This window comes from uncultured Butyricimonas sp., from assembly GCF_959596855.1.
GTDB classification, from domain to species: domain Bacteria; phylum Bacteroidota; class Bacteroidia; order Bacteroidales; family Marinifilaceae; genus Butyricimonas; species Butyricimonas muris.
In genome coordinates this window covers 87,527-105,260 of record NZ_CAUFYA010000006.1, presented here as the reverse complement: position 1 = coordinate 105,260, position 17,734 = coordinate 87,527, and the positions used below count along the sequence as shown (strand labels likewise).

General features: G+C 47.1%; 12 protein-coding genes. 3 read left to right on the top strand and 9 right to left on the bottom strand.

Annotated elements, in window-relative coordinates; translation table 11 throughout:
* Position 1: 1 nt before the first annotated feature.
* From Q5866_RS04420 to Q5866_RS04400, 5 genes are all read right to left on the bottom strand, one after another.
* Positions 2–2,584: a zinc-dependent metalloprotease gene (locus Q5866_RS04420; protein ID WP_303179084.1), complete on the bottom strand. Its 2,583-nt coding sequence runs from the start codon at positions 2,582–2,584 to the stop codon at positions 2–4.
* 127 nt (positions 2,585–2,711) lie between these two features.
* The gene (locus tag Q5866_RS04415) at positions 2,712–3,650 is read right to left on the bottom strand and encodes a hypothetical protein (RefSeq protein WP_303179082.1); all 939 of its coding nucleotides are present in this window, start codon (positions 3,648–3,650) and stop codon (positions 2,712–2,714) included.
* Positions 3,651–3,678: 28 nt separating this feature from the next.
* Positions 3,679–5,160: a RagB/SusD family nutrient uptake outer membrane protein gene (locus Q5866_RS04410; protein WP_303179080.1), complete on the bottom strand. Its 1,482-nt coding sequence runs from the start codon at positions 5,158–5,160 to the stop codon at positions 3,679–3,681.
* An 11-nt stretch (positions 5,161–5,171) separates the two neighbouring features.
* Positions 5,172–8,834: a SusC/RagA family TonB-linked outer membrane protein gene (locus Q5866_RS04405; RefSeq protein WP_270488258.1), complete on the bottom strand. Its 3,663-nt coding sequence runs from the start codon at positions 8,832–8,834 to the stop codon at positions 5,172–5,174.
* 180 nt (positions 8,835–9,014) lie between these two features.
* Positions 9,015–10,223 carry a FecR family protein gene (locus Q5866_RS04400; RefSeq protein WP_270488257.1) on the bottom strand — a complete coding sequence of 403 codons (1,209 nt, stop codon included), beginning with the start codon at positions 10,221–10,223 and terminating at the stop codon, positions 9,015–9,017.
* A gap of 153 nt (positions 10,224–10,376) precedes the next feature.
* On the opposite strand from Q5866_RS04400, the gene Q5866_RS04395 reads away from it, so the two are divergent.
* Positions 10,377–10,889 (top strand): RNA polymerase sigma factor, encoded by a 513-nt coding sequence (locus Q5866_RS04395; RefSeq protein ID WP_065218181.1) that lies wholly within the window; start codon positions 10,377–10,379, stop codon positions 10,887–10,889.
* Between the two features lie 83 nt (positions 10,890–10,972).
* Here Q5866_RS04395 and Q5866_RS04390 read toward each other — a convergent pair whose 3' ends face one another.
* A complete protein-coding gene (locus Q5866_RS04390) occupies positions 10,973–11,107 on the bottom strand; it encodes a hypothetical protein (RefSeq protein WP_255366247.1) in 135 nt (44 codons plus the stop codon).
* A gap of 20 nt (positions 11,108–11,127) precedes the next feature.
* On the opposite strand from Q5866_RS04390, the gene Q5866_RS04385 reads away from it, so the two are divergent.
* Both Q5866_RS04385 and Q5866_RS04380 read left to right on the top strand, forming a co-directional pair.
* Positions 11,128–11,274: a hypothetical protein gene (locus Q5866_RS04385; protein ID WP_303179073.1), complete on the top strand. Its 147-nt coding sequence runs from the start codon at positions 11,128–11,130 to the stop codon at positions 11,272–11,274.
* 39 nt (positions 11,275–11,313) lie between these two features.
* Complete coding sequence (locus tag Q5866_RS04380; RefSeq protein ID WP_270488256.1) at positions 11,314–12,186, top strand: Rpn family recombination-promoting nuclease/putative transposase; 873 nt, start codon at positions 11,314–11,316, stop codon at positions 12,184–12,186.
* A 64-nt stretch (positions 12,187–12,250) separates the two neighbouring features.
* On the opposite strand, the gene Q5866_RS04375 is transcribed toward Q5866_RS04380, so the two are convergent.
* The 3 genes from Q5866_RS04375 to Q5866_RS04365 form a co-directional block, all read right to left on the bottom strand.
* On the bottom strand, positions 12,251–12,694 hold the full coding sequence (locus tag Q5866_RS04375) for a LytTR family DNA-binding domain-containing protein (protein WP_303179071.1): 444 nt from the start codon (positions 12,692–12,694) through the stop codon (positions 12,251–12,253).
* Between the two features lie 93 nt (positions 12,695–12,787).
* A complete protein-coding gene (locus Q5866_RS04370) occupies positions 12,788–15,595 on the bottom strand; it encodes a pitrilysin family protein (RefSeq protein ID WP_303179069.1) in 2,808 nt (935 codons plus the stop codon).
* Positions 15,596–15,856: 261 nt separating this feature from the next.
* Positions 15,857–17,461 carry an ATP-binding protein gene (locus Q5866_RS04365; RefSeq protein WP_270488252.1) on the bottom strand — a complete coding sequence of 535 codons (1,605 nt, stop codon included), beginning with the start codon at positions 17,459–17,461 and terminating at the stop codon, positions 15,857–15,859.
* Positions 17,462–17,734 lie beyond the last annotated feature (273 nt).

Sequence of the window (17,734 nt, the reverse complement as noted above, 5' to 3'; positions counted from 1 at the left end):
TTTATTTGATTTGTGCCTGTTTACCCACCATCTGTTTCATCGCGAAAAGCATTGCCTCGTAATGCGGCAGGTCTTCGGCGTCAAAACTTTTCATCTTAGACTCCAACAAATCTATAATCCGCAACACCATCTCGAAGTAGTATGTTGCCGACTCATCGATATTTGCCACATCCAACGGTCTTTGCCAACCGTAGCCGGAACCGAAACTCGTGGTCAGAACGAGTTTATCCACCCCGTAACACTCCGCATCAAGAACCGAAGGTGCATAAAGTTCATCCAGCAACACGTCGGGATCACCGGAAGTAAGTCCGATACGATTTCCCCCGATCTTGCGCATCTGCTCATTCAATTGCTCCAGTAACAGACGTTGCAAAATCATATCCCCCGTGGTTAATTTCCGGTTCTCGATGGCACTCGACCAAATACCCCGATACAAATCATCGAAATATTCTTCTGTCGTATAAGGCTCATCCGCCAAGGATGCCGCTAATGCCACCCGCCGGGCTGCCGTCATCAATTGTTTGCCGACGGCCTCGACCACAACCGGGGAAGACATGATACCCAAAGGAAACTTTTTCAATAATACTTGATTATCCAGCCATTCGCAATCCCGCAACTGATTCATCACCCAAACCACAGAAGCTTTTTGTATTTCCCGTTCCACCGGACGGTAACGTTCGCTCACGGTTCCCTCTTTCGCGTCCGAGAGATAAATTCCCCCGATATTATACATCACATTCCGGATATAACGATAATACTGGTTAATCATTTGCACGTACAATGCCCGACGGCTCGTGACTTCCGGGTCATCCGTGATCCATTCGTCCAAATGAGACAAGATATATTTCAAGTTCTTAATCCCGTAATCCCCCGCTTTCATCGCATCGTCACCAAGGTCTTCTTCCAAAGCGGTCGGATCATAGCGTCCGGCAATCTGCTGCCGCCCGTAGCGCAACATCGGGTTTTCACCCGTTTTCTCGTCAACCCACGTCTCCAATATCTTAGCCTCTTCCCATATTGAGGATACACCGTAAACCGGAGAATATAACCAATGAATCACGAATTCGTCATATACCCCCAAATCGGGCGGAGTCAATCGCACACCCCGATCTTCCGGTTGCGCCACGTAATTGAAACGGGCATAATCCATAATCGAGGGGGTTGTCCCATATTCCCGCGTAAAACTTGCCGAACGAAGCGAATCCACGGGGTACGCGGCAGAAGCTGACATATTGTGCATCAGTCCAAGACAATGCCCGATCTCGTGGGCAATCACGTAAGCCAGCGATTCATTTATCAATGCTTCCGGTAAATCCTTGTTTCTCACCGTCGGATCAATTTGAGCCGTTTGCACGAAACGCCAATTCCTCAACATCTGAATCACGTTGTTGTAGACCAACACGCTGGCATTCAATATCTCTCCCGTGGTCGGGTCTACCCACGAGGGTCCCATCGCGTTAGCCACTCCCGTGGGGACGTAACGCACGCAGGAATATTTCAGGTTATCAGGGTCAAAAGCCGGATCGTTTTTCGGGAACTCACGTACCTGCATGACATTCTTGAACCCGATTTTCTCGAAAGCCCGATTCCATTTCAATATACCTTCCCGAATAGGCTGCTTCCACGCCTCGGGGAACAGGGTATCCACGTAGAAAACAATCGGTTTTACGGGTTCCGTCAATTCTCCCCGGCGATAAGCCTCCACGTCACTCGGCTCCAACCACCAACGATTGGCGTAAGTGTACCTTTCCGTGGGTTCTCCTTGATCCGAAACATATTGCTTCGAGGTTAAAAATACCCCTATCCGCCTGTCGGACAAGCGGGGAGGCATTTTTCGTTCCGGTAGTAAAAGCAATGACCGGGTAGCCAACACGGTCAAAGGCTGATCGGTCACCACTCTTGCCTTGTTGTAAGTAACACTATATTTGTAGACCAATTGAGATTTCACTGACATATTATCCTCAAACGCCTTTACCTCGCGGATGGAAGAAAGATCTTTATTCAATGACTTCGTCACCTCCATTAACCCACTACCCTTGGGTACCGGAGATAATGCCGCCTCTTCATCCAGGAATATCCCTGTCATATCAAAAACCACGGCAGTACTATCCGGCGAGTAAGCCAACACCTTGTACTTCGCCATGATGGGATCGCCAAAATTCTGTTCCATGATCCGATCCATCCGCACCCCCGTAGATTTTGCCGCGATCACGGCATTTACTTTCCTCATCTGTACGGTACTGTCTTCCAGCGTAAACCGGATGTGCATCGGGGTATTCTCCTTGTACCCGTTCGTGCAAACCGTATTATCCGTGGATGCCGTCGAAGCTGCCGCCAATAACAACTCTCGCCCCATGTACTTCAAAGGATACTCGAGGTACACCTTCCCATCCACCTTATGCACCGTCACAAATCCCCCCCTCACCGTTTCACTCCTTTTTCCTTTAAACAATTTGTCATACTTGCTCAATTCCACCTTCATTTCTTCCTTCCCCTTTTTCTTCTTCCTCCCGGAAGCCTCCACGGAAAGAACTGTCGGCAGTATCCAAAGCAATGTCAGACTACATACAATCCATTTATTCATACATACTATTTTAAATTATACTAAAATCCCTGTTTTCAGACCATACGATCCCTAGCCTTCAGGATGAAAAGCTTAAAAAGCCTTCATCCTGAAGTAAAGATCAAACACTAAAACACACTTTGTACAGCTATTCTAAGACCGTTTTCAAACGTTCCATCACGGTCTTCATTAACTCGTATTTCTTCATTACATACTCGTAAGAACCGTACTTTGCTTCAAACGCATCATCATCATCCGTCAATATCTCTGTCATGTAATCCAGCACATCGGCACGTTCTCCAATAGTCTTGACCTGACTTCTCGACGGGTTATAGGTTGTTTCCTTATCATAAGACAAAAAACCGTATTCTTCCAAATTAGCCACATAAGGTGGAGTCGAAGATGTAGTCAAACTCAATGCATACAAGTTGACACTCGTAACCTCAGCACGACATACATTCAAGAATGCTTCTAACAACGAGGAGGCGTTTTCCATCAAATAAGTCGTATATTCTTCTGCCACAACTCTACATGCCATCCGTTTGATTTCAGCATCCGTCATTCCGGCAATTTCTTCCACCTGACTCACACAAGAAGTCATCATCCCCCGGTAAGTACTCTCCTCATGACGATATGAAGCTGTAGTCGATGCGGCATTTAATGTCAATGTTTTCACTAACAAAAATGAACGGGGATATAATTTAGGAGAAACAAGTCTAGGGAAAATCTCATCCCGGATAAATTCAACTCCGGCAGTGATAGCCTCCGGATTATCGGACAACTCGTATTGAGCATACTCCGTGGAACTCTCGATAGAATAATTCGGGTTCAAAATCTCATAATAAATAATCGGCACTCCTGCATTATCCACTCCCCTGTCTTGCCTCCCAATCGTGTCATTGTAAAAAATCGGAATACCATACGTTTCGTACACCGTGTACCGTAAATGATCCAAAGGATCTTCCGAGTCGGTCAGTACATACCAATCTCCATCCAAATCCGAGGGAGAAAGGTGATCATCATCGCCACAGCTCATCAGAGATAAACATCCCCATAAACCAATAATATATAACAATTTTGTTTTCATATCATACTCTTTTCATTGTTATTCATTTTTATCTCTCCGGACGGACATTATCTTCCAATTCTCCATCATTTGATTCCAACGCGTAAGACGGCATGGGCATCAGCCATCCTCCATCTTCCGGATATTCACCTAAAACGTAAGTTTTCGTCAATACTGCCACACTACCATTCCACTCATAATAAGGATGTGTAATTATTGTCTTCTTCGGGTAGAGCGGATGTACCGCATAACGCCGCAAATCAAACCAGCGTTGCCCGGCGAAACAAAGTTCACGACGACGCTCATCCCGGATAAATTCCACCAAATCTTCTCCCGTTTCATTTATGGTTCCGGCATCACTCATTCGCTTATCTCTTAATTCCTGCAAAGTTGAAATCGCTTCAGACTCTCTCCCTAATAAAGCCAATGCCTCAGCTTTATTCAGGTAAACCTCTGAAAACAACAAACTAACTCCCGGTAATTTTGATGCGCTGTTCACTCGATAGCTTCCATAATACCCACTCGAGTATTGGAAAAAATACGAATTTTTCCCGGAAGCATACCTCAAATCGTTCTCCCCGTACAATCCTAATAAATCCTCAGAAGCAGCAAATGTCGAAACTGTCGTGATTTGAGTAATAGGGGAACTAGCATAACCTCCGGCAAATATAGCTTCACTACTTGAATTTGAACGAATTAGTGCATTATAGGAACTAGCCGTCGCGTAAATACTTTGCGTAGTCGTATTAAAATCGATCAATGCAAGTCCTTTAGGTGAACTGAAAATAGAATCACTCTGATTCACGACGGTATTCCAATCGCCCATGTACAAAGCTGTTTTAGCCAACAGCGCCCGGGCGGCGTTTTCCCCAGCCCGATAAGTTGTAGATGGTGTCACACCTTTCAAGTAATGTATTGCCTGTCGGGCATCAGATAAAATTTGCTGGTAACACTCTTCCACGGTATTTCGAGAAAATCCTTTCACTTCGACATAGTCTGTCAGCTTAACAGGGACTCCCAATTTCTCATTCGAGGTCGTGGCATCGTAAGGATATCCCCAAAGATTTACCAAATAAAAATACCAGAAAGCTCGAATAAAATAAGCCTCACCTTTCACTCGCTCATATCCTTCCTCACCCTCGAATCGGTCAATATCACCCAAGATCAAATTGGCAATCTCGATACATTCATAAAATCTAGCCCAAGGTTTGTTCCCTCCCAAACGATTAGGATAATCATCATCCCAAGGATAACTCGTCCAGTTAAAAAACAACCTCAAATAATTAAAATTGCCATTCACGGGCATAGTACCCGTCAACTTTTGGCGAACGTCATCATCCATTACATCTAACCAAGACATAATATAATAAGTTCCTCGCGCATTTTGTAAATATCCACTACCTACCAATAGCTCGTCTAAATCATCCACACTAGTCACATAAGATAATGTTTGAGAATCTTCTTCCAAAAAATCACCACAAGAAACACATCCAAGGACCAGTATGATCAATAAAGTATATATCTTATTCATAACCATACTCTTTAAAATGTTACATTCAAACTAAACGAATATGTCGGACGTATCGATTGCGTGATCGTCGACGAATTACCTGTTTGCGTAGTCGGATCTTGTCCCTTCAACTTTTTACTACTGAAAGTGTACAAGTTCGTTCCTGACAAAGAAATATATGCTGCCTTCATGTATAATTTCTTACAGATTTTATCCGGAACATTGTACCGCAATGCAATATTTTGAATCTTCAAATAATTTCCACTCACGACACGTTCCGTCGAGTAATCGTACATTTGCCAAATATTTTCAGCAATTACTTTACGATTTACAGTGCCATTATAAGCCGTTTTTTTCCACCATGGATTTGTACCTAATGTCGCCAAAAATTCAGAATTACTAAGAATTCCCGGGATGTTCGTGTGTGCCTCATCTCCCGATCGTTTCCAACGATTTAGATATTCAGTACGCACATTCTCCATCGGATTAGGTGCCATTGTTCCATTATCCGAACTGATATTTGAATATAATTTCATCAACCGAATTTTAGAACCAAGGCTATAAGCCATATTGACAGACAACGTGAAACGATTATAGGTAAAAGTATTGTTCAAACTACCTTGCAATGTGGGAACCCGATTTCCGGAATATTTCATTACAGACATATAACGTTCCTCGTTAGACATCAATTTAAACTGCTCTCCATAGTCCACTTCTTCGCCATTCACCATAATCTTTTGTTCTAAATTCGGAAACATCGGACGTCCGTCTGCCGGATCAAGTCCCATAAATTTATAAGAATAAAAACCATTTATGGAACGATTAACCGTCTGCACGCTTCCGTTCAGGTAATCCGAATACGTGAGATCATCATCGTCCCTTAAACTTTTATCCGTTGTGGAAGTGGCTTTATCTATCAATTTATTAATGACTTGTCCCAATTGTGGATCAAATCTCCAGCGAAATCCTTTTCCATCCGCACCGACAGTATTTACAGGGATAAAATTCAAGGATAGTTCATACCCTTGATTCACCACAGTACCTTGGTTTACCTTATAGCTAGTCACTCCATTCACCTCTGACACAGACTTATCCATGAAAGCATCCTTTGTTTTCCGGTAATAGTAACTCACGGAACCTGTAATTTTCTTCTTCAATAATGAAAAATCAAGCCCCACGTTAAAATTCGCTGTCTTTTCCCATTTCAAATCCGGATTCGGGTAGGCAGAAACCGTCGAGTAAAATTGATCAAACAAATCACTGGTCGAAGTTGACTTTTTAATAACGAGTCTTGATGGAACACTGGGGACATTCCCTTGATACCCGAACGACGCCTTCAATGCCAAATCATTAATCCAACGTACTTCCCTCAATACATTCTCCGTAAGATTCCAACGACCGGCTAAAGCCCATATCGGAAAAAATTTCTCGTTAGCCCGACTACCAAATTCATTAGAAAAATCTACACGTGCATTTACACTGAAATTATACGTATTTTTATAGCTATACCCTAAAGTCATATAGGCAGAAACATCATTTGTCAACTGTTGCGTATAGCTTCCTAGCGCGGCAGAAGACTGTGTCCAGTTAATATATTCTTTATAAGTGTAATTTTTCAAATCGTCTGTTGGTATCGCTTCTATTGCATTTCCCCGATCCCGGTAAATACCCCGAGTTGTCTTAGCATAAGTATTATATTTCGTTGACTTTGTTTCAAAACCGACACTTCCATTCAGCCCATGATTCTCATCACGATCGACAGCTTGGCTATAATCCACTTGAAAACGAACAGTATAACTATTACGGTCTACCCGACTATCCTTCTGTTCTCCACCCCACGGCAACAAGGTATTCGTTTGCCACCAAGCTTCCGTCGCAGCCCCGTAAGATTTATTCAAACTCCGACTATAATAAGTATCCTCACCATGCCATGTTTCCGAATTAGAATTTGAAAAACTATACGACAATAATACTTGTGCTTTCAACTCCGGTATTATTTGATACCCCACGCTAGACTGAAAGGTAAAAGAATTCTGTTTCGTTATAGTCGAAGAATTTGCCATATCTTCCAATATGTTCTTCGGGTAATAATAAGTTTCCCCGTCAATCTCCTTTTCGATTTGATAATACCAGTAACTGCCATCATCATTACGTGCCGGTACGGCTCGGCTCGTGTTATAAGCAAATTCTGTTACGCCTACATCTTCGGGAATATACTTCCTTTTAGAAACACTTCCCTGTAACCCGAAACGTACTGTAAACTTGTCAAAGTTACCTGTTAAATTAACATTGGTCGAATACACCCGATTGCTCTCGCCTTTTACACTTCCCGAAACATCATTCAAACCGAGAGAAGCATAATATCTCAAAGTTGAAGAACCACCGGAAAGACTCAACGTGTGTTTATGCGAAAAAGCATCCTGCATGAGAATGTCAAACCAATCGGTATTCATTGTCTCGTATTTATCTACCAATGATTTATATTCGGTATACCCGATCTGACCTTCAATATAATCCCGATATGCTGCTTCATATCCCACCCATGAAGTAATCTTGGGATAAGCCAACCGATTCTCTATCATCTCTCGTGAAAAAGCAACACGTTCTTTAGAATTCATCACGTTCACGCTCCTGTCACTATATCTCGGACGCTGGGTAAAAGATCCTGCCACGGAATATGTCACGGAAGGAGGTCCTTGTTTACCGGCTTTCGTGGTTATCACGATAACCCCATTTGCGGCTTTCTTGCCATAAATAGCCGTAGCCGCCGCATCCTTTAACACGTCGATTTGCTCAATATCCTCCGGGTTCAATCCGGAAATAGCGTTACCTAACAAGTTCACGAAATCCAAATCATTCAGGGTCTCCGGATCCACATTTACCGGGTCTTCCTGTATCACACCATCAATCACCCAAAGCGGTTCCTGTGATCCTAAAATGGTAGACGTACCGCGAATACGCAAACGAGGAGCAGCCCCAATCTGTCCAGAGTTTTGCATAAAAATCATACCCGGCACGTGTCCTTCCAACATCTGGTCGATCGTCTGTAAACCGGGTGTAATAATGTCTTCCGCCCGGATAGAAGTAATCGCACTGGCATTCTTACGGGCATCAATCCGATGGTATCCCGTGTTTACCACCACTTCCTCCAACTCCGACACGGTTTCTTTCATCACCACGTTGATCGTATCTTTTCCCGTGTATTTTACTTCCTCGGTTTCCATTCCTATAAATGAAAAGAGAAGTGATAGATTATCCGTCCGGGGGAGGTTCAACGAGTACTGACCTTTATTATCAGTACTTGTCCCCATCGCCAAGCCCTTGACAATAATCGTTACACCCGGTAATACCACCCCTTTCTCGTCTTTCACCGTACCGGTAATACGAACCGATTTGACTTCAGTATCGGGTCCCACGGCAACTCTTCCGTTTCGCTCCGAGCAAGCCAATCGGGTTCCTTTAAGACACTCCTGTACAGCTTGCAAGACCGTTACATTCTTCAAGTCAACTGTAATTCTTTTCGTTTCCCGGGTTACTTCTTCACGCTTGAAAATAACATTGTTCTGGCTCAGTTTATTGATTTCCTCTAACGCCTGCAACACGGTTGCATTCTCCAATTTTAAAGAAATTACCCGTTGGTTTCTCTCTTGTCCGAGAGCTGAACTTGTCGTGAGCGAAACTGTTGTCCATAACATGCAAAATAATGTTAAACAACACCTCCACCAAACACGAAAGTTCAGAAAAAACTTTTTGTTCAGTTCTTTTTTCATAGATTTGTAAAATTAAAATGAAACACTATCCTTGTTTTTACAAGGTCTTTGTAAAATGGAGTGGTCCGCGAAACCTCTCCATTTTTTGTTTTCAACTTTCTGTTTTTAGATTTTATCTTTCACGTATACTACATTTTTTCCCATTATAAATCGGGGTCCACCCGTGTAAGTCAATGTTTCCAGTATAGATTCTAAAGAATCGTCCTTACTCAAACAACCACTAAAAGTATGCTTTCGGGAACAACCTTCATTATAAATAAATTTCAATCCATACCATCTTTCCAGCACCCGGGTCACCACCGTGATATTCTCATTGTCAAACATAAACTGCCCTTGTTTCCAAGCCACGTATTTTTCAGCATCCACCTTCTTCATCTCCATCACGTGCTCGTCTTTCTCCCATTCGCATTGCATTCCAGGTGTCAATATTACCGATTCGTTCTCATTAACCGCGGATACTTCTACTTTCCCAGTCAACAAGGTAGTATATACACTCTCTTCATTATCATACGCTTTTATATTGAACGAAGTCCCCAATACTCGAGTTCGAACCTCTTTCGTTTCCACGATAAAAGGATGCGCCGCATCCGGCTCTACCTCGAAATACGCCTCGCCTTTCAACTTCACCACCCGCTCTTCTCCAATAAAGTCTACCGGGAAATCCAATTCGGATTCCGCGTTCAACCATACCTTCGTCCCATCACTCAAGATGAAGAAATAGTCGCCGCCGACCGTAGTGATAATCCGATTACGCTCTTCCTCGACACGCGCTCCTAAAGTATCCTGCTTCCTCTCGTATGTCAATTGAGCATCTTTTTTTATAATAGTCGCCTGCCCGATGTATATACTGTCCGTACCTTGATGAGCAAGCCCAATAGTTTTTCCATCTGAAAGTACTAACATCACTTTCTCGTTCATCATTCGCTCCGGCTTATTCTCAACCAGAGTATCCGGCTTATCCTTCCCGTTATTCAAAAAGAAGAAACCAGCCAAAACAATCCCGACCAAACAAGCCGCACCAACCATCGCGTACCATTTCCGAAGCCCGCGTCGTGTACGCATCTTATTCTCTCGAATTTGTTTTTGAACCCGTGCAGAAATCATTTTTACATTGACATCAGCCTTTACTTCCGTTTCTGTCTCCAAGTACTCGATCATACTTTTCCCCGAAACAATCTTCTCGTACAAAAGCCGATGTTCTTCTTTCTCTGCCATCCACTTCTTAACCTCACGTTTCTCTTCTTTTGAAGCCGTTCCGAAGCGAATCTTCAAGATGATCTCTGCTAATATTTTTTCCTTATTATAGTCCATCATTCCACTGATATTTCCTTAAAGACACCAAGGGTATCCGATTTGTATGAATCGAAACACGATTTTTTTTCAAATTTTATTTGGAATGAAAAAAAATAACTATAATTGCATAGATTTCCTGTGACTGTAAAATTGATCTTCAATACAAACTAACCGATGAAAGATCCTATTGAATTAGAACAATTTATACAAAAGCACTACACAACTATCTGTACGATCGCCCTGAAATTTGTCGGTTCATCCGACATCGCACAAGACATCGCACAAGATGTTATTGTCAAATTTTGGGAAAATCGGAAACAATATAAAACCTTAGATTCCGTCGAAAATTTCTTGTTCATCATGACAAGAAACGAATCCCTCAACTACATCCGAAGTGTAAAAAGAGAGAACGAACGCTACAAACAAATTTACCCCGGCGAACATGACAACTCTGGTATTCTGGAAAGAATCATCGAGGAAGAAGCCAACCAAATATTAATCCACGCTATCCGACAATTGCCACCCCAAAGCGAACGTATCATCCTTCTAACCCTCGCCGGCAACAACGTGAAGGAAATTGCTGAAATCATCGGCGTTTCCGTCAACACCGTGCGCACCCTCAAATACGGTGCCATCCGTAAATTGCGAGAATACTTCATCGCCCGAAATTACAGGGCTGAATTTTAACCCAATTTCCGTCATTTACAAACAGAAATCAAGAAACAACCAAGTTTTGCCTTTTCAATAACATTTAAGCAACACTTGTCCCGTCAGGTGTTAGACAGGTGTTGCTCAAATGTTATACTGGAGTTGTAGCCCGTCCTCTCCCTTTTCTCGACCTGTTTTCGCCTTGTTCTTCCCGGGAAGCCCTCTCGCTCCCGAACCGTTTCAAGTAATAAATCCATAGCGTTTAATTTTTGATTACGTGACAAAAGTAAAGCGCCATACCCCTCGATACAACTATTCTATCCCGTTCGCCGCGTCAACCGACCCGTTGACTCTTTCAACCGACCGAACAATCCGTTTTCGCGGCGCGTTACCGACACTTGTAAAATTCAATTCTAATCACTAACTTTGTGATTGTTGAATGACTAACAAATAAAATGACACCATGAAATACTTGGATCCCAAGGCAGACCTGCCATTCAAACGCGTGTTCGGGGAACATCCCGACCTGGTGATGAGTTTACTCAACGCCCTGCTTCCTCTCGCTCCCGGGCAAGAGGTCACGGACATCGAGTACCTCCCCGCAGAGATGGTGCCCGATAACCCGTGGAAAAAAAACAGCATCGTTGACGTGCGGTGCAAGGACAAAAGGGGAAGGCAATTCATCGTCGAGATGCAAATGATCTGGTCGCAGGAGTTCAAGTACAGGGTATTGTTCAACGCCTCCAAAGCCTACGTGAGACAAATCGGGAGCGGGGAAAATTACCACCTGCTGCAACCCGTCTACTCGCTCAACCTCGTGAACGAGATTTTCGAGCCGGAGATGAAGGGATACTACCATCACTACAAGCTCGTGCACGACAAGGATTCCAATAAAGTCATCGACGGGTTGCAACTCGTGTTCGTGGAGCTGCCCAAGTTCACCCCGCACACGTACGCGGAAAAAAAAATGCAGGTCCTCTGGTTACGATTCCTTACCGAGATTGACGAACGCACCGTGTCCGTGCCCGAGGAGTTGTTAGCCAACCCCGAGGTCAACAAGGCAGTCAAAGCGATCGAGGAGGCGGCGTTCACCCCCGCGCAACTCCTCGGCTACGAGAAATTCTGGGATAGCATCAGTACCGAGAAAACACTGTTCTACAGTGCCGAGCAGAGAGGGTTGGCCTGTGGAAGAAAAGAAGGGAGAGAAGAAGGGATAAAAGAAGGGAGAGAAGAAGAAAAAAGGACGATCGCTCGTAACATGAAATCATTTGGTATGACCCCGGAAGCCATCGCTCAAATGACCGGGCTATCTTTGGAAGAAATCGAGGCAATATAGTTTCAATAAACCCGAATCGCGAACCGATTCCGGGAGGATGTTTCCCGGGACGGGTTATACATGATTATTTACTGATTTTAAAGGATTTGGATTTATGCAATCCTTTCACTTTGCCTAAAAAACGAAAGCGGGAATGAAGGTCGTCGCGATAGGCGGAACTTACCGGGAAATCCTGCTTGCCGATGTAAATCGTGTTGCCGATCACCCGGTCTACGAGGTCCAGGCAGACGGCGTAACCACGGTGAACCCGGGCGAATCGCTCGGGAGGAAGTGCCGCCAGCACTTTCTGCAACGGGTGAATCACGATGATTTTGGTACCATCCTTGAAATGAATGTAACAATAAGCCCGATCCGCCTGCAACCAGGCGATACTCGAGAACAAGACCAAGCGGTAGAAGTCATTACTCCAAACGAAAATACGATCGTTCATCAAACGATCACTTACCACGGCGGCAGGTTCTGCCGGGAGGCTATTTTCTATCTCTATGTTATTTTTTTCCTGTGTCATAATCTTTTAATATTATGCCCCAGGAAACAAGCCTCCCGGCAGGTATCTTCCTCGGCTACTTTTCCCGAGTGTAAAAGAAGAACTCCCTATAAACTAATTCGCCGGTTTAAACACGACGCCGGTGAGATCAATGTCTTTCCAGAAGGATTGCATGAAGGAGAGGAAGTCGGCAGGGGTCAATTTGTCCACCACCTCCTCGAATTCCCTCGCATCCGCCTGGTTCAGGCCGGTCTTGTAGTACAACACCAGTTTTTCCTGCCAGTAGACGTTGGTCTCGCGTGCCTCCCCCTCTTTCTTGCGGATGGAGTTCAACGCCATCATCAACTCGTCCCGGGTGGGGGCTTGCTGACGCAGGCGTTCCAGCTCGCCGAGGACGATCCCTTTCAGCCGGGAGGCGTTCGACGGGTCGCACTGGAATTCCACGATCAGGTAATAGCGTGCCACCGGCTCGTGCACCACGCTCTCGTTGACGTTCACCGCGTAGGTGCCGCCCTCCTTCTCCCGGATGACGTTCATGCAGCGGGTCTGCAGGATGCTCTTCAACGCTTGCAGGCAAACGGCGTGGCGGATGTTGTCCTCCATCTCCTTGCTCGCGCTCAACACCACGAACGACGTGGGAAGCCCCATAAACTCGATCTCGCATTCCTGGTGCCCGCGCAAGGGTCTTACCCCACGGTCGATCCACTTCTCCCGGTCACTCGTTGACGGCAGCGCACCGAGGTATTTCTCCACCAGCGGCTTCAACTCCGCGGCGGGGAGGTTTCCCGTGATGAAGAAGGTGAAATCGCCGGCGTTCGAGAAGCGCTCCCGGTACACTTGCCCGACCTTGTCGAGGTCCACCTTCCCGAGGTAGACGGCGTTCTTCAACAACGCACGCGGGTGACAACCGTTTTGCAAGCGAGTCACGGTGTCCTGCAACACGTTCCTCCCCTGCATCCGGGATTGCATCAACCGTTGTGCCATCACCTTCCCGAGAGCCTCCCGGTCAATCCGCGGGCGGGCGAAAGTCAGGTACACCAGTTGCAACAAGCTCTCCGCGTCCTCCGGCAGGGCGGAAGCGGTCACGTACTCGTTCAACTCCCCGAGGCTCGCCTCGCACTTTACCCCCTTGCTTGCCATCCACCGCTTCAACGTCGCCGCGTCATGGTCTCCCAAGCCGCACGCCCGCACGAGCGGCACGGCCATCTCCACCGTGGGAAGCATATCGAGGTCGTACAGGGAGGTTCCACCCGGGCTATAAGCCTTCAACGACAACTTGTTACACTCCAGGTCACTCTCGCGGTACACTACCTTCACCCCGTTCGCCAGCGTCCATTCCACGGCATCGAAATCCGCCAACTCGCGTTCCGAGGTCACCGGGCTACCCGACGGTTGTTCCGCCAGCAACGGTTGCTCGTCGCCCGTCACCGCTCTCTCGTGCACGTAAGGCTCCACCTCCACGTTCTTCACCTCCGCCATGATGTCCTTCACCTCCTCTTCCATCAGGTGCCACGCCATCTCCGAGCCGGAGATCACCACCGTTTTGTTGCCCGGGGTGTCCCACTCCGACACTTTCGCGTTCACATCCTCCACGGTCAGCGCCGGGATCAAGCTTTTCTGGAAGGCGTACTTCTCGTCATCCGCCACCAGCGGGGCGCCATTCAGGTAATGATCCCTCATCACCTGGCAGTAAGCGTCATGCTTCACCTCCCCGCGGGCACGGTACCCCAGTTCCAGCTCCTTCAACAGCGACGCTTTCACCTCCTCCAGCTCGCCCGCCATGAAGCCGTGGCGCCTCACCCGCTCATTCTCCATCAGCAACGTGCGCAACGCCGCCTCGTCCTGCCCCGGCTTGGGCATTCCCCCGAGCTGGTAACTATAATACCCCCGCTTGAACGGGATAAAATTAATCCCTCCCTGTGCCAGCGGGCAGTTCGGCTGTGCCAGCAGTTTCGCAAAACGTTTCCCCATCATCGTGTTGAAGCACCGGATCAATATCTCCTCTTTCAGGTAGGCGTAAGTGTTCTTCTCCTCCCGGGAGGGCTCGGGCACCATCGTGATGACGTTCAGGGTCGTGTAGTTGATCCCCGGGTCTGTCGCCAGGCAGTAGTACATCTCCTCGTGCGCCGGGATCTCAATCTCCGGACGGGGGGTCGGTTTTTTCACCGCCGGGATCTTGGAAAGGATCTTCTTCACCCGGCGTTCCATCTGCTTCACGTCAATGTCGCCGACGATCACCACGGCGGTCAGGTCCGAGCGGTACCACTCGTGGTAGAACTCCCGGAGTTTCCGTGCATCGATCGCCCGGATCGCCTCCGGTGTCCCCAGTGCGTCCCGGTCCGCGTAAGGGGAGCCTTGCAGCAACACCCGCGCAATCTGGTCCTGCGCCCTCTTCTCGGGCGTGTTCAGCATGTTCCACTCCTCCTCTATGACTTTCTTCTCCCGGTCTATCCGGTCCTCGTCGATGGTCAGGTAATAGGACCAGTCGCGCAGGATCATCACGCAGGTATCCAGGAATCGCTCGTCGCCCGTGGGGACGTTGTTAAAAAGGTAAACGGTGTGGTTGTCCGAGGTCACGGCGTTGATGTCATGCCCGTAGAGCACCCCGTGACGCTCCAGCGTCTTGATCATCTCCCGCCCGGGGAAATGCTCCGAGCCCTGAAATGCCATGTGCTCCAGGAAGTGCGCCACGCCACGCTGCTCGTCCCCCTCTTCCAGCAGGAAGCCCGCGTTTCTCACCAGGTAAAAGTTCGCCTGGTTCCGGGGGCGGTCGTTGTGACGGATATAATACGTCATACCGTTCGACAAACGCCCCACGACCATCTCCGGGTCACGGGGTAATTTCTTCTGCAAATCCACTTGTGCCGACAAGCCAGCCATGAAAAGCAAGCTCACGACAAACAATAATATCGCTTTTTTCATGTTCGTTCTATCAATTTTTTATCAAAGACAAGGGAGAACAGGAGAGAAAGAACGGTTTATAAGGTTTGTAAATGTCCGTAAGGTCGAAGATCCATAAAGTCCTTAAGGTCCATGGACCCCACAGGTGCCTTGTTTATCGGTAACTCAGCTGCCGTGGACTTTGTCCGAAGGACTCCCGTGACCTTCGGACTTTACGGACATTATGGACTTTAGACCAGAACCGAAGGTTCTACTTTATGAACTTTACGAACTTTATAAACCTTATAAACTTAAAACCCCCGATTCGACCTCGAACTCGTCGACCGTGCCGGTTTCGGAAGAAAAACTTACCCCGATGCGGTACAGCCGACGGGGATCGTTCAGGTAGGGACGGGCGTAGCCTTTTTCCTCGATCTGGCGAAGGGCGTCGGCGGCGGTGCCGTCCAGCTTGAATTCAAAGATGTAGATGTACCGGTCCGTTTCCACGATACAATCCACCCGCCCCTCGCTCTGCTGTTTCTCGGTGTACACCGTGTAAACGCTCACCAGGCGCAAGATCAGGTAGAACGTGTAATGGAAGTAGCGTTCACGCTCCCGCTCGTTCTCTTTCCGGCGCATCGTGTAAGGGATGTCGCTCAAGAACGAGGTCAACAACACGCCGAACTCTTCCACCTCCCCTTCCTGCAAGGCATCCACGACATCCTGCACCCAACTGTTTATTTCCGTCCGGGGCTTCAAGTAATCCGAGGCGACTACACTCAAGAAGCCGTTCTTCACCTCGTTGTTCGGGAAATCCAGCAAGAACGTGTTGCGGCGCCTGTTGAAATCCTTGATCGTCAGGTAACCGCTCTGGTAGATCATCGGCAACGGCTTCTCCACGTCTGCCTTGTAATCCACGAATTCCGGGGTCCGGTAATAACGGCCCGTCATCTCGTCCAGGTTTTCCCGCGTGTGACGCAACAGGCGAACCAGGTAGGTCGGCGTTCCGCTTTGGAACCAGTAATCGGAGATTCTTTTCGAAGTGAAAGCGTTCAACAAACTGAACGGGTTATAAATATCAATCAGACCCGTCCCGAAATGATACCCGTCATATTGCGCCTTCACGAGTTGTTTCATTTCTTCTAGTGTCAACTCGTTTTTCCGTGCCAGTTCCTCGATCGAGGTGGCAAAATAGCTTTCCAACTCCTCGCCCGTGATCCCGCAAAGGGATTCGAACTGCTCGTCCAAGCTGATGTCTCTCGGCTGGTTGAAGCCGCTGAACACGCTTACCTGCGAGAATTTGGTCACCCCCGTCAGCAAGACGAATTGCAAGTGCTCGTCAGCGGCTTTGAATACCGAGTAAAAACCTTTCAGGATTCCACGGTTGCGATCTTCCAGCGACATCTCGTTCAGTCCCACCATCACCCGGAGATCGGTGTCCAGCACGTCCAGCATCGGCTTGTCGTACTCGTCGACCAGCACCACCGCACGCCGTCCAGTCTGCCGGTGCACGTGCTCCAGCAAGAGGATGAACCGCTCGCCCACGTCCCGGCTGCCGGAAGCGAAACCGTACTCTCGCTCCCACCGAGATACGTATCCCTCCAGCACATTTTCCAGCACGTCGCTCCCCTCGAAGTTCCGCCCGTTGAAATCGATGTGAAATACCGGGTAGACAAACCAGTCTTTTTCCAAGCTGTCTATCGCCAGTCCCTTGAACAATTCTTTCCTTCCCAGGAAATAATTTTTCAACGTGGAAACCAACAGACTTTTTCCAAAACGACGCGGACGGCTCAGGAAATAAATCTTCCCGGTGTCGACCATGGTATAAACCAAATCGGTTTTATCCACGTAAACGTAACCGTCTTCGATGATCTGCTCAAAATTCTGGATGCCTATAGGGTATTTCATTGTTGTACGAGTTTTAATATACCACAAAGATAAGCAATTTTTTAATTGAGATGATGGGGTTTATAAAGTTTATAAGGTCGAAGGTTCATAAGGTCCTTAAGGTCCATAGACCCCGCGGGCGCTTTGTTCACGGCAGCTCCGCTGCCGATAAATTCGGTCCGAAGGACTCCCGTGACTTTTGGACTTTACGGACCTTCGACCTTACGGACTAGAACCAAAGGTTCTACCTTCGGTTCGCTTTTTCTCTCTCGTTCCAATATGTCAAAGAACTTG